Source organism: Mycobacterium senriense, from assembly GCF_019668465.1.
Taxonomy (GTDB): Bacteria; Actinomycetota; Actinomycetes; order Mycobacteriales; family Mycobacteriaceae; genus Mycobacterium; species Mycobacterium senriense.
In genome coordinates this window covers 746960-766377 of record NZ_AP024828.1, presented here as the reverse complement: position 1 = coordinate 766377, position 19418 = coordinate 746960, and the positions used below count along the sequence as shown (strand labels likewise).

18 protein-coding genes are annotated in these 19418 nt (G+C 69.1%); 9 read left to right on the top strand and 9 right to left on the bottom strand.

Annotation, left to right across the window (positions count from 1 at the left end; all coding sequences use genetic code 11):
* Window positions 1-28 precede the first annotated feature (28 nt).
* Window positions 29-736 carry a 50S ribosomal protein L1 gene (rplA, locus tag MTY59_RS03745; protein WP_221044477.1) on the top strand — a complete coding sequence of 236 codons (708 nt, stop codon included), beginning with the start codon at window positions 29-31 and terminating at the stop codon, window positions 734-736.
* Here the strand turns inward: rplA and MTY59_RS03740 are convergent.
* From MTY59_RS03740 to MTY59_RS03710, 7 genes are all read right to left on the bottom strand, one after another.
* Window positions 733-1950 (bottom strand): RNA polymerase sigma factor, encoded by a 1218-nt coding sequence (locus MTY59_RS03740; RefSeq protein ID WP_221044476.1) that lies wholly within the window; start codon window positions 1948-1950, stop codon window positions 733-735. The genes rplA and MTY59_RS03740 overlap by 4 nt on opposite strands.
* A gap of 3 nt (window positions 1951-1953) precedes the next feature.
* Window positions 1954-2652 (bottom strand): YciI family protein, encoded by a 699-nt coding sequence (locus MTY59_RS03735; protein ID WP_221044475.1) that lies wholly within the window; start codon window positions 2650-2652, stop codon window positions 1954-1956.
* Between the two features lie 102 nt (window positions 2653-2754).
* Window positions 2755-3651 carry a hydroxymycolate synthase MmaA4 gene (mmaA4, locus tag MTY59_RS03730; RefSeq protein WP_221044474.1) on the bottom strand — a complete coding sequence of 299 codons (897 nt, stop codon included), beginning with the start codon at window positions 3649-3651 and terminating at the stop codon, window positions 2755-2757.
* Between the two features lie 197 nt (window positions 3652-3848).
* Window positions 3849-4709 (bottom strand): cyclopropane mycolic acid synthase family methyltransferase, encoded by an 861-nt coding sequence (locus tag MTY59_RS03725; protein ID WP_221044473.1) that lies wholly within the window; start codon window positions 4707-4709, stop codon window positions 3849-3851.
* 89 nt (window positions 4710-4798) lie between these two features.
* Window positions 4799-5647: an alpha/beta fold hydrolase gene (locus MTY59_RS03720; RefSeq protein ID WP_431190737.1), complete on the bottom strand. Its 849-nt coding sequence runs from the start codon at window positions 5645-5647 to the stop codon at window positions 4799-4801.
* A 68-nt stretch (window positions 5648-5715) separates the two neighbouring features.
* Window positions 5716-7062 (bottom strand): ABC1 kinase family protein, encoded by a 1347-nt coding sequence (locus MTY59_RS03715; RefSeq protein ID WP_221044471.1) that lies wholly within the window; start codon window positions 7060-7062, stop codon window positions 5716-5718.
* Between the two features lie 41 nt (window positions 7063-7103).
* On the bottom strand, window positions 7104-7697 hold the full coding sequence (locus MTY59_RS03710; protein ID WP_221046244.1) for a DinB family protein: 594 nt from the start codon (window positions 7695-7697) through the stop codon (window positions 7104-7106).
* Between the two features lie 76 nt (window positions 7698-7773).
* Between MTY59_RS03710 and MTY59_RS03705 the strand changes: the two genes are divergently transcribed.
* From MTY59_RS03705 to MTY59_RS03695, 3 genes are read left to right on the top strand one after another with little or no spacing between them, the layout of a single operon-like run.
* Window positions 7774-11946, top strand: a complete 4173-nt coding sequence (locus MTY59_RS03705; RefSeq protein ID WP_221044470.1) for a glycoside hydrolase family 38 N-terminal domain-containing protein — start codon at window positions 7774-7776, stop codon at window positions 11944-11946.
* Window positions 11943-12575 carry a DUF7158 domain-containing protein gene (locus MTY59_RS03700; protein ID WP_221044469.1) on the top strand — a complete coding sequence of 211 codons (633 nt, stop codon included), beginning with the start codon at window positions 11943-11945 and terminating at the stop codon, window positions 12573-12575. The genes MTY59_RS03705 and MTY59_RS03700 overlap by 4 nt, the downstream gene beginning before the upstream one ends.
* 5 nt (window positions 12576-12580) lie before the next feature.
* Window positions 12581-13501: an ROK family protein gene (locus MTY59_RS03695; RefSeq protein ID WP_221044468.1), complete on the top strand. Its 921-nt coding sequence runs from the start codon at window positions 12581-12583 to the stop codon at window positions 13499-13501.
* On the opposite strand, the gene MTY59_RS03690 is transcribed toward MTY59_RS03695, so the two are convergent.
* Window positions 13494-13823 carry a winged helix-turn-helix transcriptional regulator gene (locus MTY59_RS03690; RefSeq protein ID WP_221044467.1) on the bottom strand — a complete coding sequence of 110 codons (330 nt, stop codon included), beginning with the start codon at window positions 13821-13823 and terminating at the stop codon, window positions 13494-13496. The two genes, MTY59_RS03695 and MTY59_RS03690, sit on opposite strands and share 8 nt — an antisense overlap.
* A 66-nt stretch (window positions 13824-13889) precedes the next feature.
* Here MTY59_RS03690 and MTY59_RS03685 point away from each other — a divergent pair, with 66 nt between their 5' ends.
* The 3 genes from MTY59_RS03685 to rplL all read left to right on the top strand — a co-directional run bounded on the left by MTY59_RS03685 (window position 13890) and on the right by rplL (window position 15651).
* Window positions 13890-14330, top strand: a complete 441-nt coding sequence (locus MTY59_RS03685) for an anthrone oxygenase family protein (protein WP_221044466.1) — start codon at window positions 13890-13892, stop codon at window positions 14328-14330.
* A gap of 248 nt (window positions 14331-14578) precedes the next feature.
* Entirely contained in the window at window positions 14579-15211 is a 633-nt protein-coding gene (gene rplJ / locus MTY59_RS03680; protein ID WP_221044465.1) for a 50S ribosomal protein L10, read from the top strand.
* A 44-nt stretch (window positions 15212-15255) separates the two neighbouring features.
* Window positions 15256-15651, top strand: a complete 396-nt coding sequence (rplL, locus tag MTY59_RS03675; protein WP_007767831.1) for a 50S ribosomal protein L7/L12 — start codon at window positions 15256-15258, stop codon at window positions 15649-15651.
* A 51-nt stretch (window positions 15652-15702) separates the two neighbouring features.
* On the opposite strand, the gene MTY59_RS03670 is transcribed toward rplL, so the two are convergent.
* Entirely contained in the window at window positions 15703-16386 is a 684-nt protein-coding gene (locus tag MTY59_RS03670) for a TetR/AcrR family transcriptional regulator (RefSeq protein WP_221044464.1), read from the bottom strand.
* Between the two features lie 71 nt (window positions 16387-16457).
* Here MTY59_RS03670 and MTY59_RS03665 point away from each other — a divergent pair, with 71 nt between their 5' ends.
* Both MTY59_RS03665 and MTY59_RS03660 read left to right on the top strand, forming a co-directional pair.
* The gene (locus tag MTY59_RS03665) at window positions 16458-17960 is read left to right on the top strand and encodes a carotenoid oxygenase family protein (RefSeq protein ID WP_221044463.1); all 1503 of its coding nucleotides are present in this window, start codon (window positions 16458-16460) and stop codon (window positions 17958-17960) included.
* Window positions 17961-18141: 181 nt separating this feature from the next.
* Window positions 18142-19152: an ABC transporter ATP-binding protein gene (locus MTY59_RS03660; protein WP_221044462.1), complete on the top strand. Its 1011-nt coding sequence runs from the start codon at window positions 18142-18144 to the stop codon at window positions 19150-19152.
* Window positions 19153-19418: the final 266 nt, after the last annotated feature.

The following is a 19418-nucleotide window of genomic DNA, read 5'->3' as shown; positions in this document are numbered from 1 at the left end:
CGGACCCAACACCAGATTGGATTTGCAAGTGAGCAAGAACAGCAAGGCATACCGCGCCGCCGCCGAAAAGGTGGACCGCGACAACCTGTACTCCCCGCTGGAGGCGGCCAAGCTCGCCAAGGAGACGTCGTCGAGCAAGCAGGACTCCACCGTCGAGGTGGCGATCCGGCTCGGCGTCGACCCGCGCAAGGCCGACCAGATGGTCCGCGGCACGGTCAACCTTCCGCACGGCACCGGCAAGACCGCCCGCGTCGCGGTGTTCGCGGTCGGCGACAAGGCCGAGCAGGCCCAGGCGGCCGGCGCCGACATCGTCGGCAGCGACGACCTGATCGAGAAGATCCAGGGCGGGTTCCTCGACTTCGACGCCGCCATCGCCACGCCGGACCAGATGGCCAAGGTCGGTCGCATCGCCCGGATCCTCGGGCCGCGCGGCCTGATGCCGAACCCCAAGACCGGCACCGTGACCCCCGACGTCGCCAAGGCCGTCGCCGACATCAAGGGCGGCAAGATCAACTTCCGGGTGGACAAGCAGGCCAACCTGCACTTCGTGATCGGCAAGGCCTCGTTCGACGAGAAGGCCCTGGCCGAGAACTACGGCGCCGCACTGGATGAGGTGCTGCGGCTCAAGCCGTCAGCCTCCAAGGGCCGCTACCTGAAGAAGATCGTGGTCTCGACGACGACCGGACCGGGCATCCCGGTCGACCCGGCCGTCACCCGCAACTTCTCGGAGTCCTAACCCCCGCACTCGACGATGCGCCGCCGCAGAAACGCGCGGCCGGGCTCGGATCCGTTGGACTCCAACGCCTCTCGATACCACCGCAGCGCATCGGCGGGTCTGCCCGCGCGCCGCAGCAGGTCGGCGCGCACCGTCGCGACGAGATTGGACCGGGCCAGCCGCGGATCGTGTGCCACCTTGTCCAGGGCGGCCAGTCCGGCGTCGGGACCATCGCGGAATCCGATCGCCAGTGCGCGGTTGGCGGCCACCACCGGCGAGCCGGTCAATCCGGACAGCCGGTCGTAGGCGGCGCAGATGGTCACCCAGTCGGTCCGCTCCCAGGACGGTGCCGTGGCATGCACCGCCGCGATCACGGCCTGGGGCAGATAGGCCCCCGTCGAGCCCCGGGCGCGACGCAACCGCTCGAGCCCGCGTGAAATGCGCTGCCGGTCCCAGCGGCGCCGGTCCTGGTCCTCAAGCGGCACCAGCATCCCGCTGTCGTCCACCCGGGTCGCGCGCCGCGAATCGTGCAGCAGCATCAGGGCGGACAGGGCGTGCGCCTCGGGCTCGTCGGGCAGCAGCGCGCACAGCTCGGCGCCCAGCCGGATCCCTTCGTCGCACAGGTCGTCGCGGATGGCCGACGGGCCGGCTGTCGACCAGTAGCCCTCGGTGAACACCGAATAGACGCAACCGAACACGTGCGGAGTGCGCTCGGGCAGCAGCTCCGCCGGTGGCACCCGCAGCGGGATGTTGGCGTGCCGAACCTTGTTCTTGGCGCGCGTGATTCGCTGACCGATGGCCGCCTCGGACTGCAGGAGCGCCCTCGCGATCTCGCCGACGGTCAAACCGGACACCAACCGCAGCGTGAGGGCCAACTGCGATTGCCGGTCCAGCGCCGGGTGGGCACAGGTGAACATCATCCGCAATTCGTCGTCGCGTACCGGATGCGGATCGGTGTGATCGGTGCGCGCCCTGATGTCGTCCACCACAGCCGCCAATTCCTTTCCGGGGCGCGACGATTCGCGGCGCAACCGGTCCCGGGCGCGGTTACGGCCGACGGTCACCAGCCAGCCGCCCGGGCTTTCGGGCATGCCGTCGCGCGGCCAGGTGCGCAGCGCCTCGGCGCAGGCCTCCTGGACGGCGTCCTCGGCGACGGTGAGGTCACCCGACCACCGCGCGAGCGCGGCCACGGCCGGGCCCCATTCCCGGCGGAAGACGCCGTCCAGGTCGGCCATTCGCTACAGGCCGGAGACGCCCGCCAGTTGGCGCACCTGCACGGTCGAGGCGGGGATCATCGACGCGATCTTGATCGCCTCGTCGCGGTCGACGGCGCCCAGCAGGTAGATGCCGGTCGCGATCTCGGCGCCCTCGACATAGGGGCCGTCCGTGATGAGGACCTCGCCGTCGCGCACCCGCACGGTCGTCGCCGTGGAGCGGTCGTGCAACGCGGCGCCGCCGAGCACGTGATCGCCGGCGGCGACGTGCAGATCCGCGTGCTTGGCGGCCACCGCCTCCCACTCGGGGGTGCCCGGCGTGTGGGCGGTGGCGGGCGGTTCCAGCAGGAGCGCGAGCCAGTCGTTGCCGGTCAGCTCGCGTGCCGGCTCGATCGAGTGGACCACCGGCCACAGCTCCACCGCCCCGAACGCGGCGATCGGGACGTCACGCGCCAGTGCCAGCGCCTCGTCCAGGTTTTCGGCTTCAAAGACGTAGTAGCCGCACGCAACCTCGGCGGCCTCGGCGAAGGGGCCGTCGGTGACGGTCGGCGCGTCCGGGCCGCCGGTGATCACCGCCGCGGCCGCGGCGGGGGCCAGCGCGTCACCGGCCTTGATCGCCGAACCGGCCTTGGCGTGGAAGTTCTCCCAGGCCGCCATCGCGGTGGCGGCATCGTCGGGCGTACGGTCCTGTTCCTTGCTGATCAACAGGGCGAAGTACTGCATGTTCGTCACCTCCGGTAGTGAGCGAAGCCGTCTGCTCCACTCTCTACCTACTCGACGAACCACGCAGCGCTAATCCGACAGGCGGCGCGAAAATCAGGCGTGCTAGTTCGAGGCGCCCGGCTTGAGGTAGGTCACCAGGCTGACATCGAGCATCTCGTCGCTGAAGTAGTGCTCGCAGCCGCGCAGGTACTTGATGTAGCGGTTGTAGACCTCTTCGGAGGTGACCTCGATGGCCTTGTCCCGGTTCGACTCCAGTGTGTCGCCCCAGATGTGCAGCGTCTTGATGTAGTGCGGCCGCAGCGAAAGCGGTTCGGGTACAACAAATCCCGCCTTCACTCCGTGATCGACCATCATCTGGGTGGACGGCAGCCGGCCGCCCGGGAAGATCTCGGTGACGATGAACTTGATGAACCGCGCCGTCTCGAACGTCAGCTTCTTGCCGCGGGCGTGCAGATCGCTGGGGTGGTAACTGACACTGCTCTGAACGGTCATCCGGCCGTCGTCGGGCATGATGTCGAAGGTCCGCTTGAAGAAGTCGTCGTAGTTCTCGTGGCCGAAGTGCTCGAAGGCCTCGATCGACACGATGCGGTCGACGGGCTCGCTGAAGTCCTCCCAGTTCTGCAGGCGGACCTGGCGCGAGCGGCCGGTGTCGATGGACTCGAGCAACGCCTGGGCGCGGGCGTGCTGGTTCTTGGACAGCGTCAGGCCGATGACGTTGACGTCGAACCGCTCGACGGCGCGCTTCATGGTGGTGCCCCACCCGCAGCCGATATCCAGCAGGGTCATGCCCGGCTTGAGGTCCAGCTTGTCCAGGTTGAGGTCGATCTTGGCGTACTGGGCCTCTTCCAGGCTCATGTCGTCGCGCTCGAAGTAGGCGCAGCTGTAGATCCGGGAGGGGTCCTGGAACAGGCCGAAGAAGTCGTCGGAGACGTCGTAATGCGCCTGGATGTCCTCCGAACGCGTCCGCGTCTTCGTCGGGCTAGTCGGTTGCTCAGCCATGTTCGTCCTGTTCTCCTCCGATGAGGTTCACTTGCTACAACCCGCGCGCGCATCGGAGGGGTCGCGTTTGCCCTGCAACGGTACCCAACGTCGAGGCGAAATTTCGAAAAGGGTGCGGGTGCGCGTCGTGGGCCCCGACCGCGGATACGGAGTCTACTTTTCCAGGGTGGCCGGTCCGCGTCCACCCAATCCGGCCGCTACTTGGTGAGCGTGTACTGGGCGACGTTGGAGATGCCCTTGCGGAACAGCTCCGCGCAGCCGGTCAGGTAGCGCATGAAGCGGTCGTAGACCTCTTCGGACTGGATGGCGATGGCGCGCTCGCGATTGGCCGCGAGATTTGCCGCCCAGGTGTCCAGCGTCCGCGCGTAATGCGACTGCAGATATTGCGTCTGCTCGAGCGAGAATCCGCTGGCCCGGGAATTGTCGACGATATCGGGTTCGCCGCACATGTGCCCGCCCGGGAAGATTTCCTTGCCGAGGAAATGGAGGAAGCGCAGATCTGACATCGTGATCTGGACGCCGCGCTCCTTCCAGGACGACTGCGGGTACGTGAAAATGCTGTGCATCAGCATTCGGCTGCCTTCGGGCAGGGTCGCATAGGCCCAATCCCAGAACGCGGGCCAGCGTTCTTTTTTGAATGCATCGAACGCCTCGAAGCTGATGATCCGATCGACCTGCTCGTCGAACTCTTCCCAACCCTGCAGCCGGGCCTCGGCGCGCCGCGTTGTCGGGATCGCGGCCAGCCTCGCCTTGGTGCGCGCGTAATGGTTGCGGCTCAGCGTGATGCCAACGACGTTCACGTCGTATTTCTCGACCGCCCGGACCACCGCGCCGCCCCAGCCGCATCCGACGTCGAGCACCGTCATCCCCGGCTCGAGTTGCATCTTGTCCAGCGCCAGATCGATCTTGGCGAGCTGCGCCTCTTCCAAAGTCATGTCGTCGTTCTTGAAGTAGGCGCAGGTGTACACCATGTTCGGGTCGAGGAACAGCGCGAAGAAGTCATCCGAAATGTCGTATGTTGCCTGCGACTCTTCGTAATACGGCTTCAGCTTAGCCATTTGGGACACCCACCCTTTCTCTGCCAACCGTACAGCCCCGCGACATGGACGGAAAATCACGGGGACGCGTTTCCGCCGAGTGCTTTTGGCTAGCTGGCCCTGCTGAAGTTTTTCGTCAGCACGTCGATTACCTGATCCCACAACTGCTGTGGAAGATCATGACCCATTCCGTCGAATGTCACCAATCGGGCGCCGTCGATGGCGCGCGCCACGGCGCGCCCCCCGAACGGCCGCATCAGCTTGTCGGCCCGGCCGTGGATCACCACGGTCGGCGCGGTGGTCTCGCGGTTGTAGCGGCGCAGGCTGCCGCTGCCCAGTACGGCGCCGAAATGCCGCGCCACACCCTGGGGGTAGTAGTTGCGGTCGTAGCCCTCCGCGGCCTCGGCGCGGGCCTGCGCTTCGGGCACGCGATAGCGCGGGCCGCCGATGATGTTGCCGACGCGGACCGCGTTGTCGATGATCACCTCGCGCGGCGAGTCCGGCGGCGGGCCTGTCAGCAGTGCCAGCAGCGCGCGGGGGGCCGGCGGCGGCAGCAGCGCCGAATTGTTGCTGGAGAAGATGACCGCCAGCGTCGCGGTCCGCGCCCGGAATCGCGCGGCGAAGATCTGCGCGATCATGCCGCCCATCGATGCGCCCACGATGTGGGCGCGCTCGATGCCCAGGTGATCCAACACGGCCGCGGCGTCGTCGGCCATGTCTTCGAGCTTGTAGCCCGACTGGCTGGGCAGACCCAGCCAGGACCGCAGCAGCCTGATCACCAGTGGCTGCCCCGAGCTGCGGTGCTGGGTCTTGCTGGACAGGCCGACGTCGCGGTTGTCGTACCGGATGACGCGCAGACCGTGGCCGACCAGCTTCTCGCAGAATCCGACCCGCCACACCAGCAGCTGGGCTCCCAGTCCCATGATCAGCAGGACGGGCGGGTCGTCGATGTCGCCCATGTCCTCGTAGTACAGCTTCAGATCGCCGGAAATGGCATGCCCCGTACGGACCTGCACCAGAGAAGCTCCTATACCTCGACGTCGGAGGAGTGCTCGCGACTGACTTCGACCATGAAATTCGCGAAATAGCCCGTCAGCTGCGGATCCGACATCATCTGCCACTTGGGCGCCAGCAGCTTCATGTACCGCTCGACGTAGAGGAATTGCTTGCCGATCAGCACCAGCTCGCGGGGGAGCTTGACGTCGTAGGCGTCGGCCAGCGTCGAGAGCTGCCGGCCGATGTCGGCGTAGGACATGTCGCCCAGCGTCGACATGGTCAGCGGGGTCGCGAACTTCTCCAGGTCCTTGGCGGCCTCGGCCTCCGGCTTCATGGTGCCGACGGCGCCCATCAGCACGACGATCTTGCCCGCCGCCGCGTGGTCCTTCTTGACCAGCAGCGCGTACACCAGCTCGCGCAGCAGCCAGCGGGTGCGTGGGTCGATGCGGCCCATGATCCCGAAGTCGAAGAAGACGATGCGGCCCCGGTCGTCGACGTAGAGGTTGCCGGCGTGCAGGTCACCGTGGAACAGCCCGTGCCGCAGCCCGCCCTCGAACAGCGAGAACAGCAGCGCCTTGACCAAGTCGGTTCCGTCGAAGCCGGCCTTGCGGATGGCGGCGACGTCGTCGATCCGGATGCCGTGCACCCGCTCCATGGTCAGCACCCGGTCGCTGGTGAAGTCCCAGAACACCTGCGGCACCCGGATGTTGCGGCCCAGCGGGGAGGCGTGCAGGTGGGACACCCACGCCTCCATCGACTGCGCCTCCAGCCGGAAGTTCAGCTCCTCGGCCAGGTTGTCGGAGAAGTCGGCGACCACGTCCTGCGCCGAGAGCCGGCGGCCCAGCTTGGCCAGTTCGACGGCCTGGGCGAAACGCTTGAGGATCTGCAGGTCGGCCGCGACCCGGCGCCGGATGCCCGGCCGCTGGATCTTGACGACGACCTCCTCGCCGCTGTGCAGGGTGGCGTAGTGCACCTGCGCGATGGACGCCGACGCGAACGGCGTCTCGTCCCATTCGGCGAACAACTCGGACGGGTCACCGCCGAGGTCTTCGACGAAGAGTGTGTGCACCTCGCCGGCGTCGGCGGGCGGCACCCGGTCGAGCAGGCCGCGGAACTCCCGGGACAGCGATTCACCGAACGCGCCGGGACTGGACGCGATGATCTGGCCGAACTTGACGTACGTCGGTCCCAGGTCGGCGAAGGTCTGGGGGAGCTGCTTGATCACCTTCTGCTGCCACGGACCCCTGCCGGGCAGCTTGGTGACGATGCGAGCGGCGGTGCGGGTGACCTGCCAACCTGTCACGGCAACCCGGGCCGCTTCGACCGGCAACGGCACCCGGTCGAGCTTGGCGCCCTCTCGATGTTTAGCGGAGCTCATCTGTGCAGTGTGCCAAATCGGCACGGATGAGTCCCAATCCTCTAACTCGGACGCGCGCGGCCGTCCCCACTTTTCCAGGGCTGCACCCAGCCCTCGATCGCCCAGTCCTCCCGCGCGGCGATCAACTCGTACATGGTGGCGCCATCGATCGTCTCCCGGATGATGTCGGCATGCCCGGCATGCCGGGCCAGCTCGTTGATCACGTGCAGGATCACCCAGCGCACCGACCAGGACTCCTGGTTCTTGGGAAACCACGGAATGTCCCGCGGAACGGGCACCGCGGCGTCCAAGTCGGCGGTCTCCACCAGCCGCAGCGAGGTCGCGTTCTGCGCCTCGAACGCCCCCAGCAGCCCGGCCAGCGTCTCGTCGGGCCGCATCACGTGTTGGTCGGCGAACTCCGCGGCGATCTGCTCGAACGGCCGCGGGTCTTTCGGCGGCGCGTCCGGCGCGGCGGCGACGCGCGTCATCCAGCTGCGCTGCATCCCGGTCGCGTGCTTGACCAGGCCGCCGATCGACAGCGCGCTGACCGAGGGCGTGGAGCGGGCCTGATCGTCGGTGAGGCCATGGCTGACGGCGAAAAACGCGCTCTGGTGAAACGCCAGGAATTCGCGCAGGGCGCTGCGTTCGTCGGCCACTGGCGGGGCGAGGGCGGGCATTGGTCGATCCTAGGTCTCGCGCGCCGTAAGGTGCGGGCATGCAGGTGGTTTCGGCATGCGAATAACGAAGGCCGAGCCGACCGAGCTCTTCGTCGGGCCCCCGGACGCGCCGCTGCAGCTGGTCCGCGTCACCGTTTCCGACTGCGCCCAGCCCACGCCGATCCGCATCGACGGCCGCGGCCTGCGCGGGCGCGCGGTCGCCGAGCCCGGGCGTGAGGTCGTCGAGGTGGCGGTAAGCGTCGACGAGGCCGTCGTCGGGCAGCGCCGGCCCGCGCGGGCCCACGTCGGCGGTCAGCGGCTGCCGTTCGAGCTCACCGTGGCCGAGCCCGGCTGGACCATGTTCATGGTCAGCCATTTCCACTACGACCCGGTGTGGTGGAACACCCAGGGCGCCTATACCAGCGAGTGGGCCGAGGACCCGCCGGGGCGGGCCCGCCAGCGGAACGGCTTCGACCTGGTGCACGCGCACCTGGAGATGGCGCGCCGCGACCCCGACTACAAGTTCGTGCTGGCCGAGGTCGACTATCTCAAGCCGTACTGGGACACCCGCCCCGAGGACCGGGCCGACCTGCGCCGGTTCATCGCTGCGGGCCGCGTCGAGGTGATGGGCGGCACCTACAACGAACCCAACACCAACCTCACCAGCCCCGAAACGACGATTCGAAACCTGGTGCACGGCATGGGTTTTCAGCGTCACGTCATGGGGGCCAACCCGGCCACCGCGTGGCAGCTGGACGTGTTCGGCCACGATCCGCAATTCCCGGGGATGGCCGCGGATGCCGGCCTGACGTCGAGTTCGTGGGCCAGGGGACCGCACCACCAGTGGGGCCCGGCGCTGGGCGACGGCGATATCGAGCGCATGCAGTTCGCCAGCGAGTTCGAGTGGATCTCGCCGTCGGGCCGCGGCCTGCTCACCCACTACATGCCCGCGCACTATTCGGCGGGCTGGTGGATGGACTCCGCGGCGTCGCTGGGCGAGGCCGAGGACGCCACGTACGAGCTGTTCGATCAGCTCAAGAAGGTCGCACTGACCCGCAACGTGCTGCTGCCCGTCGGCACCGACTACACCCCGCCGAACAAGTGGGTCACCGACATCCACCGTGACTGGGCGGCCCGCTACACCTGGCCGCGCTTCGTGTGCGCGCTGCCGTGCGAGTTCTTCGCGGCGGTGCGCGCGGAACTGGCGCAGCGCGACCGGGTGCCGTCGCCGCAGACCCGGGACATGAACCCGATCTACACCGGCAAGGACGTGTCCTACATCGACACCAAGCAGGCCAACCGGGCCGCCGAGAACGCCGTGCTGCAGGCCGAGCGTTTCGCGGTGTTCGCCGGCCTGCTGACCGGCGCCGAGTACCCGCAGGCCGCGCTGGCCAAGGCGTGGGTGCAGCTGGTTTACGGCGCACACCACGACGCCATCACCGGCTCGGAATCCGACCAGGTGTACCTCGACCTGCTGACCGGATGGCGCGACGCCTGGGAGCTGGGCCGCGCGGCGCGCGACAATGCGCTGGCGTTGCTGTCCGGCGAGGCCGCTTCCGGCGAGGGCGACGTGATCGTGTGGAATCCGCTGACCTGCCGGCGCACCGACATCGTCACCGCGCGCCTGGATCCGCCGCTGGGCGCCCGGGTGCGGGTGCTCGACGCCGACGGTGCCGAACTGGCGGCGCACGTCGAGCACGACGGCCGGTCGGTCAGCTGGCTGGCGCGCGAGGTGCCCTCGCTGGGGTGGCGGGCGTACCGGCTGGTGCCCGCGCCCGGCCGGGGCGAACCGGCCGGCTGGGAACCGGTCGCGGGATCGGTGATCGCCAACGAGCACTACCGCATCCGGGTCGACCCGGCGCGTGGCGGCGGGGTCGCCTCGCTGCTGCAGGACGGCGCCGAGCTGATCGCCGACGGCCGGGTGGGCAACGAGCTCGCCGTCTACGAGGAGTACCCGGCGCACCCGAGGCAGGGCGAGGGCCCGTGGCACCTGCTGCCGAAGGGGCCGGTGGTGCGCTCGTCGGAGGAGCCCGCGCGGGTGCAGGCGTTCCACGGGCCGCTCGGTCAGCGGGTGGTGGTGCACGGCCGGATCGGCACGCTGCTGCGCTACACCCAGACCCTGACGCTCCTGCGTGGCCTCGCGCGGGTGGACTGCCGCACCACCATCGACGAGTTCAGCGGCGCCGATCAGCTGGTGCGGTTGCGCTGGCCGTGCCCGGTGCCGGGCGCCATGCCGGTCAGCGAGGTGGGTGACGCCGTCGTCGGTCGCGGTTTTGCGTTGCTGCATGACGGGCCCGACGCGGTGGACACCGCCCGGCACCCGTGGACTCTGGACAACCCGGCGTACGGCTGGTTCGGCCTGTCCTCGGCGGCCCGGATCCGGGTGTCGGGCACCGCCGTGCGGGCAGTGTCGGTCGCCGAGGTGGTGTCGCCGACCGAGGCGATGGCCGGGCCGTTGGCCCGGGAGCTGATGGTCGCGTTGGTGCGTGCCGGCGTCACGGCCACCTGCAGCGCCGCCGGCAAGCCGCGCTACGGCCACCTCGAGGTCGATTCGAACCTGCCCGACGTGCGCATCGTGCTGGGCGGGCCCGCCCGCAACGCCTTCGCCGCGGCCGTGCTGGGCGGCGCTCCGGCCTACGCCGACGAGCTGGAGCGCCAGTTGGCGGCGACCGGCCGGGCCGTGGTGTGGGTGCCGGCCGAGACACCGTTGGACGCGGTGTGGGTGCCCGACGCCGACCTGCGTTCGGCGCGGGCGTTGCCGGTGCTGGTCATCGACGGCCGCGACGAGGACGAACTGCGGGCGGCGATCGCCGCGGTGGCCGGCGACCTCGGCGACGCCGAGATCGCCGTGCCGCAGCAACCACCCGCGGGGACGGACGCTTTCGAAGACCGCACCGTCGCCCTGCTCAACCGCGGGGTGCCCAGCTTCGCCGTCGACACCGAGGGCACCCTGCACACCGCGTTGATGCGGTCCTGCACCGGCTGGCCGTCGGGCATCTGGATCGACGATCCGCGCCGCACCGCGCCGGACGGCTCCAACTTCCAACTGCAGCACTGGACCCACGCCTTCGACTACGCGTTGGTCAGCGGGGCGGGCGACTGGCGCCAGGCCGAAATCCCTACCCGCAGCGCGCAGTTCGCCCAACCGCTGCTCGCAGTCAGACCGGGCCGGCGGGGGGCGGCGCGGCCTGCGGCCGGATCGCTGCTGCGCGTCGAGCCCGAATCGGTACAGCTGGGCGCCCTCAAGGCCGCAGGCAACCCACTGACCGAGGGCCGCGCGGCGCCGCTGAACCCGAACGTGGTGGCCCTGCGCCTGGTGGAGACCACCGGCGCCGGCACCCCCGTCACGATCGACTCCGACGTCGTGATGCTGCACGACCTGCGGCGCGCCGATCTGCTGGAAACCCACCCCGAGGCCGTGTCCTCGGTCGAGCTGCATGGCTACCAGGTGGCGACCGTGCTGGCCCGCGTGGACGCGCCCCGGGCGGCGGCCGGCGCCGCCGTCCTGGCCCCGCACGCCGAGGCCGCGCAGCCGCTGTACGCACGGTATTGGCTGCACAATCGCGGCCCCGCGCCGCTCGGCGGGCTGCCGGCGGCCGCCCACCTGAACCCGCCGCAGGCGAGCGCGGAGCCCGGCGGCGCGGTGTCGCTGCGCCTCACCGCGGCATGCGACAGCACCGACGCCACGCTGCGCGGCACCGTCACCGTCCGGTGTCCGGACGGCTGGACGGCCAGGCCCGCCGAATTGCCCGTCACGATGCGAAGCGGCGACCACTTCTACGAAGACGTGGTGGTGTCGGTCTCGGAGCGCGCCGAACCCGGCCGCTATCCGGTCCGCGCCGAACTCCGCGTCACCGGCGACGACGTCCCGGCCTGCTGGCGCCAGCCCGTCGAGGACGCCTGCGTGGTGACCGTGGGCGAGCCCACCGGCGAGCTGGTCTACCTCGCCGAGGGGCCCACCGAGGTCACGCTCGGACCCGGCGAAGCGGGTGCTTTGACCGTCACCGTCGGCAGCCACGCCGGCGCCGACCTGGCGCTGGAGGCGCACCTGATCAGCCCCTGGGGCACCTGGGAATGGATGGGCCCGGGCGCCCTCGGCGCGGTGCTACCCGCCCGCGGCACCGTCGACCTAGGCTTCCAGCTGACCCCGCCGGCCTGGCTGGAACCCGGCCACTGGTGGGCGCTGGTACGGATCGGCTGCGCCGGCCGACTGGTCTACTCGCCGGCGGTGAAGGTGACGGTGACATGAGCATCCACCCGATAGCGACCGTTGCCGGCGTGCCCGTTCCGCCGGGCGTCCTGGACGCCGCCGAGGCGCGGCTGCGCGCCGCCCGGGGACCGGCCGCCCGGGGACCGGCCGCCCTGCCCGTCAGCGGCACCAGCGAGGGCCGCCAGCTGCGGCGGTGGCTGACCCAGCTCATCGTCACCGGGCGGGTGGTCGCCGCGGAGGCCGAGGCCCGCGGGCTCAGCGCGCGCGGCGCGCCGTCCGAGGCCGAGCTGTTGCCCGACGTGACCGCCCGGCTCGAGATCGGCAGCGTCGCCGCCGCCGTGCTGGCCGATCCGCGTGCCCGGGCGCTGTTCGCCGACGTCACCGCCTCGGTGCGGGTGGCCGACACCGAGGTGGCCGGCTATCACGACCGCAACCCACTGCGCTTCGCCGCGCCGCAACAGATCGAACATGGCTGGCGCACAACGGCGTTGGCGGCTCCACCGCTGGATGAGGTGCGATCGGCGATCGAGGAGCACCTGCGCGGCGCCGCACGCCGGCGCACCTTCCGGTTGTGGCTGGACGCGCGCCGCGCCGCGCTGGTGGAGCTGGCGCCCGGCTACGAGCATCCCGGCGACCCCCGCCAACCCGACAACACCCACCGGCACTGAGCGTCATGCTTACCCTCTGCCTGGACATCGGCGGCACCAAAATCGCTGCGGCGCTGGCGGATTCGGGCGGAAAACTGGTGTACACCACCATCCGGCCCACCCCGGTCACGCCCGACGCCGGCGACGTGTGGGCCGTCGTGGAAGCGACGATCGCCGACGCGCTGCAGGCGGCGGACGCCCCGGTCGGCGCCGTGGGGATCGCCTCGGCCGGACCCATCGATCTGCGCAGCGGATCCGTCAGCCCGATCAACATCGACAGCTGGGACCGTTTCCCGTTGCGCGACAAGGTCGCCGCGGCGGTGCCGGGCCTACCGGTGGTGCTGGCCGGTGACGGCGTCTGTATGGCGTTGGGGGAGCAGTGGATCGGCGCGGGGAAAGACGCGGCCCCGGACGCCCGGTTTCTGCTGGGCATGGTGGTCTCCACCGGGGTGGGCGGCGGACTGGTGCTCGACGGCGTCCCCTACTCGGGGCGTACCGGCAACGCCGGTCACGTGGGGCACGTGGTCGTCGAACTGGACGGGCGGCCCTGCACCTGCGGCGGTCACGGCTGCGTGGAAACCGTCGCGTCCGGGCCGTGGCTGGTGCGCCGGGCGCGGGAGAGCGGCTGGTCCGCGCCGCCCGAGGCCGGGGCCGGCGACCTGGCCGCCGCGGCCGCGGCCGGAGACCCGTTGGCCCAGCAGGCATTTCATCGAGGCGCCAACGCGCTCGCCGCGATGATCGCCTCGGTCGGCGCGGTCTGCGATCTGGATCTCGTGGTGATCGGGGGAGGCGTCGCCAAATCCGGCCCGCTGCTCTTCGATCCGCTGCGCGCGAAGCTGGCCGAATACGCCGGCCTGGACTTCTTGTCCGGGCTGCGGGTGGTGCCGGGCCGGCTCGGCGGTGCGGCCGGCCTGATCGGCGCGGCCCGGCTCGCGGGCCTCAGCTGACCCGCTGCATGTGCTTTCGGCCCCAGTCGCACAGGCTCGCCAGCACCGGGCCCAGCGTCATGCCGTATTCGGAAATCGAATAGTGCACGCACGGCGGCACCGTGCGCGCGTCGTGGCGCTCGATGATCCCGGCGGCGACCAGTTCGTGCAGGTGCCGGATGAGCATGCGTTCGGTGATGCCGGGGATGCTGCGCCGCAGTTCGGCGGTGCGCATCGGGCCGTCGCACAATCGCCACAGGATGGTGCCCTTCCAGCGGCCGTCGATGACCGACAGCGCGGCGTCGATTGGGCATTCGCTGAGTTCCTTCTTGGATACGGACACGAGCACCTCGCTGACTAATTTGTCAGTACCTTGATATTTGTCAGCATAACCGCCAAGGTCGTTGCCATGAACAACAGCATCGACGCGCTCGCGGTCGTGGTGACCGGACTGATGGTCGGCGTGGAGCTGGCGGTCGCGGTCTTCTTCAATCCGCTCATCGCCCGGCTGCCCGACGACGGCTTCCGCGCGGCCCGCGGCGGTGCCGCCCGGGCGCTGGGCACGACGATGCCGTTCTGGTATGCCGTCACCCTGCTGCTGGTGGCCTCGCTCGCCATCCAGGAGCGCGGCGAGCAGCGCGACTGGCTCTGCGGCATCGCCGCCGGGCTGATGGCCGCGGTGATCCTGCTGACGATCGCCCTGCTGGTGCCGCTCAACAACCGCATCGCGAAGTGGCCGAGCACCGGTGAGCTATCCCGCGAGCTCGCCACCCGCTGGGATCGACGGCACCGGGTGCGGGTGATCCTGCTGCTGGCGGTGTTCGTCCTGCTGGTCCTCGCCGTCACCTGAGGCCACCGTTTTGGCTGATCGCGCGGGCCACGCTATTCTGTTAGCCGATCCACCGAAGACCGTCGGTCACCGAGCAATCGGTTGAAGGTCCGGGAGCATCCCGGCGGCCCACGCAGGAGGACGAGGCATCAGCGCCGGCTCGCGCCGGCGTATTTCCACGCCCCGGCCGCTTCTGCGCCGGGGCGTTCGTCGTTCTCCGGGGGAATCGAGACGACACGTCGCATTGGCTTTCACTTCAGGAGGTAGGCATGGCCCGGGCTGACAAGGCCACCGCCGTTGCAGACATCGCCGAGCAGTTCAAGGAATCGACCGCAACCCTGATCACGGAGTACCGCGGTCTGACCGTCGCCAACCTGGCCGAACTGCGGCGCTCGCTCAACGGGGCGGCCACCTACTCGGTGGCCAAGAACACGCTGGTCAAGCGCGCGGCTTCAGAGGCCGGGGTCGAGGGGCTCGACGAGCTCTTCGCCGGCCCGACGGCCATCGCATTCGTCACCGGGGAAGCGGTCGACGCCGCCAAGGCCATCAAGACCTTCGCCAAGGAACACAAGGCGCTGGTCATCAAGGGCGGCTACATGGACGGCCGTGCACTCACGGTCGCCGAAGTCGAGCGCATCGCCGACCTCGAGTCGCGCGAGGTGCTGCTGGCCAAGCTGGCCGGCGCGATGAAGGGCAACCTCGCCAAGGCGGCGGGGCTGTTCAACGCTCCCGCTTCGCAGGTCGCCCGGCTCGCGGCCGCGCTGCAGGAGAAGAAGGCCGCCGAAGGTCCCGCCGCTGCTGCAGAACCCGCAGCCGCCGCGGAGCCCGCCGCGGACGCCACCCCGGAACCCGCTTCGGAAGCACCCGCTGAGGCGCCGGAAACCCCGGCCGAAGCCGAATAACAACCAACTCCGGAACCTGGAAAAACAAGGAAGGACCCATACCCATGGCAAAGATGTCTACCGATGACCTGCTCGACGCTTTCAAGGAAATGACCCTGCTGGAGCTCTCCGACTTCGTGAAGAAGTTCGAGGAGACCTTCGAGGTCACCGCGGCCGCCCCGGTCGCCGTTGCCGCCGCCGGTGGTGGCGCCGCCGGTGGTGCGCCCGCCGAGGCCGCCGAGGAGCAGTCGGAGTTCGACGTCATCCTCGAAGCCGCCGGTGACAAGAAGATCGGCGTCATCAAGGTGGTTCGCGAGATCGTCTCCGGCCTGGGCCTCAAGGAGGCCAAGGACCTGGTCGACGGCGCGCCCAAGCCGCTGCTGGAGAAGGTGGCCAAGGAGGCCGCCGACGAGGCCAAGACCAAGCTCGAGGCCGCCGGCGCCACCGTCACCGTCAAGTAAGTCGCAAACGCGCACGACCCCCGGGAACACCATCCCGGGGGTTTCGTGCGTTCAGTGCCGGGCCGACCGCAGCGACTGCGCCACCCGCTCGGGTGAATCCCCAAGGGCGACAAGCAAGTTCGTAGTCATCGCACCAAGCACCGGTGCGACCGCCGAGTCGTCGTCGCCGTAATAGCCGGCCAGCTCCAGCATGACGAACCCGTGGATCAACGCCCAGAACTGGGCCGCGGTGGCCACGACGGACGCGTCGTCGACACCGTCTTTGACAGCGCCCGCGGCTTCGATCCGGCCGGCCAGCATGCACCGGTGCACCCCGCGCACCACGTGCGCGAAGCTGGGGTAGTTCTGCTCGATCTCGGCGACCGTCAGCGTCAGCACGTTGTGGACGGGCGCGTTGATGCCGTGGGCGCTGGTGCTGCCGAACATCAGCCGGTACATGTGCGGGCGCTTGATGGCGTAGCGGCGGTAGGCCGCACCGGTGACGAACAAATCGGCCACCGGGTCGGCGGTCCGCGGCACCGTCAGCGCGGCGTCGAATTGCCGCAATCCCTCCTCGGCGACCTCCGCGATCAGCCCCCGCATGCCGCCGAAGTGCGTGTACACCGCCATCGTGGAGGTCCCCGCGGCGCCGGCCACCTTGCGCGTCTGCAGGGCGTCGGGCCCGTGTTCGTCGAGCAGGCCGACCGCGGCGTGCAGCATCTCGTCCCGAACGCTGCGCTGAACCTCTGAAGTCATCGTTGCCATCTTCTCATCGGCGGCGTACTGTGCCAATAACGCTGCAATAACAATGTTATAGGAGCTCAGTTATGGTGACCACGGCAACCGCCAAGCCCGGCAACCCCTACCTAGAGGACTTTCTGGCGCCGGTGAGCGCGGAGGTCACCGCGCACGATCTGCGCGTCACCGGCCGCATTCCCGAACACCTCGACGGCCGCTACCTGCGCAACGGGCCCAACCCGGTCGCCGAGGTGGACCCGGCCGTCTACCACTGGTTCAGCGGCGACGGCATGGTGCACGGGGTGGCGCTGCGCGACGGCCGGGCCCGCTGGTACCGCAACCGCTGGGTGCGCACCGCGCACGTGTGCAGGGCTTTGCATGAGGCCGGGCCGCGGGGGCTGAACCCACGCGCCGGAATGCTCTCCGTCGGGCCGAACACCAATGTGCTGAGCCATGCCGGGCAGACGCTGGCGCTCGTGGAGGGGGGCGGGGCGAATTACCGGCTGACCGACGAGCTGGACACCGAGGGGGCGTGCGATTTCGACGGCACCCTGTTCGGGGGCTATACCGCCCATCCGCACCGCGATCCCCGCACCGGCGAATTGCACGCGGTGTCCTACGCGTTCACCCGCGGGCGCACCGTGCAGTACTCGGTGATCGATACCGCCGGCCGGGCCCGCCGGACCGTCGACATCGAGGTGTCCGGGTCGCCGATGATGCACGACTTCTCCCTGACCGATAAGTACGTGGTGATCTACGACCTGCCGGTGACCTTCGATCCCGTGCAGGTGATGCCGGCCAACGTGCCGCGTTGGCTGGGTTTGCCGGCCCGGCTCGTGATGCAGTCGTTGATCGGGCGCGTCCGGGTCCCGGGCCCGGTGACCAAGATGATCAACCGCAATCGCGAGCCGATCAGTCGGATGCCCTACCGCTGGAATCCTGACTACCAGGCGCGCATCGGAGTCATGCCGCGCGAGGGCGGCAACAAAGACATCCGCTGGTTCGACATCGAACCCTGCTACGTTTACCACCCGCTCAACGCCTACTCCGAGATGCGCGGTGGCGCTGAGGTTTTGGTGCTCGATGTGGTTCGCTACGCGCGGATGTTCGACCGCGACCTGCGCGGTCCCGGCGACAGCAGGCCGACGCTGGACCGCTGGACCGTCAACCTCGCGACCGGGGCGGTGGCCAGCGAACGCCACGACGATCGCCCGCAGGAGTTCCCGCGCATCAACGAGGGCCTGCTCGGTGGGCGGCACCGATTCGGCTACACCATCGGCACCGACGGCGGCTACCTGTCGAACGGGGCGTCCGAGATGTCCACCGCGCTCTACAAGCACGACTACGCGACCGGATCGAGTACGGCGGCCACCCTCGATGCCGGCCTTTTACTCGGCGAGATGTCCTTCGTGCCAAACCCCGCCGCCCGCGCCGAAGACGACGGCATCCTGATGGGCTTCGGCTATCACCGCGACCGCGACGAGGGCCAGTTGCTCTTGGTGGACGCGCAGACGCTCGAACCGGTGGCCACCGTCCACCTGCCGCAGCGGGTGCCGATGGGCTTCCACGGCAACTGGGCGCCCGCCGGCTGACGTTCGGCTAACACGTGCGTCTAATAAGTTGTGCCGTGCGGGCTTCCGGCCGATCTCAGGACCGTCAATTTTTTCGGCTCTCAACCGCATCCCTGCTGCCGTGTGGCGAGCGTGCGCTACAGTGACTCATGCCACATAAAAGGGCAGGTGGCAGGCACGACTGTCGACGGAAGGATTCCCCATGGGCGTCGCTATCGAGGTGAATGGACTAACGAAGTCCTTCGGCTCCTCGAGGATTTGGGAAGACGTGACGTTGGAAATCCCCGCCGGGGAGGTCAGCGTCCTGTTGGGGCCGTCGGGTACCGGCAAATCGGTTTTCCTCAAGTCCCTGATTGGTTTGTTGCGGCCCGAGCGTGGCTCGGTGGTTATCGACGGCACCGACATCCTGCAGTGCTCGGCCAAGGAGCTCTACGAGATCCGCACGCTGTTCGGCGTGATGTTCCAGGACGGTGCCCTGTTCGGTTCGATGAACCTGTTCGACAACGCGGCGTTCCCGCTGCGTGAGCACACCAAGAAGAAGGAAGGCGAGATCCGTGACATCGTCATGGAGAAGCTGACCCTGGTCGGTCTCGGTGGTGACGAGAAGAAGTTCCCCGGCGAGATCTCCGGTGGTATGCGCAAGCGCGCCAGCCTGGCCCGTGCCCTGGTGATGGACCCGCAGATCATCCTGTGCGACGAGCCCGACTCGGGTCTGGACCCGGTTCGTACCGCCTACCTGAGCCAGCTGATCCTCGACATCAACGCCCAGATCGACGCCACGGTGCTGATCGTTACCCACAACATCAACATCGCGCGCACGGTGCCGGACAACATGGGCATGCTGTTCCGCCGCAAGCTGGTCATGTTCGGCCCGCGTGAGGTGCTGCTGACCAGCGACGAGCCGGTGGTGCGGCAGTTCCTCAACGGCCGCCGGATCGGGCCGATCGGTATGTCCGAGGAAAAGGACGAGGCGACCATGGCCGAAGAGCAGGCCATGATCGATGCGGGTCACCACGCCGGCGGTGTCGAGGAGATCGAGGGCGTGCCGCCGCAGATCGTCGCGACGCCGGGGATGCCCGAGCGCAAGGCCGTCGCCCGACGCCAGGCCCGGGTGCGCGAGATCCTGCACACCCTGCCCAAGGGTGCCCAGGCCGCCATCCTCGACGACCTCGAAGGCACCCACAAGTACCGCGCGCACGAGTTCGGCGACTAGACGCCGGCCGTCGTGTTTCGCGCTAACTCCGCGTAACACGACGGCCCGTCCACTTGACGGCGGGCCCTAAACCGGCCAGTCTGTTGGGCAGCATGTATCCAGCGGAAAGTCGAAACGCCAGCCAGCGCCGATGTCCCTGGACTGCTGATGTTGGGAAGTTGAGGAATGCGCCGTCCTGCGCTATTGTTGGACGTTGCGCTGGCTACCTCCTGCCCACCTCACCCGCCACCTGACACCGTGGTCTAAGTCTGAGCCCCCTCAAGCGG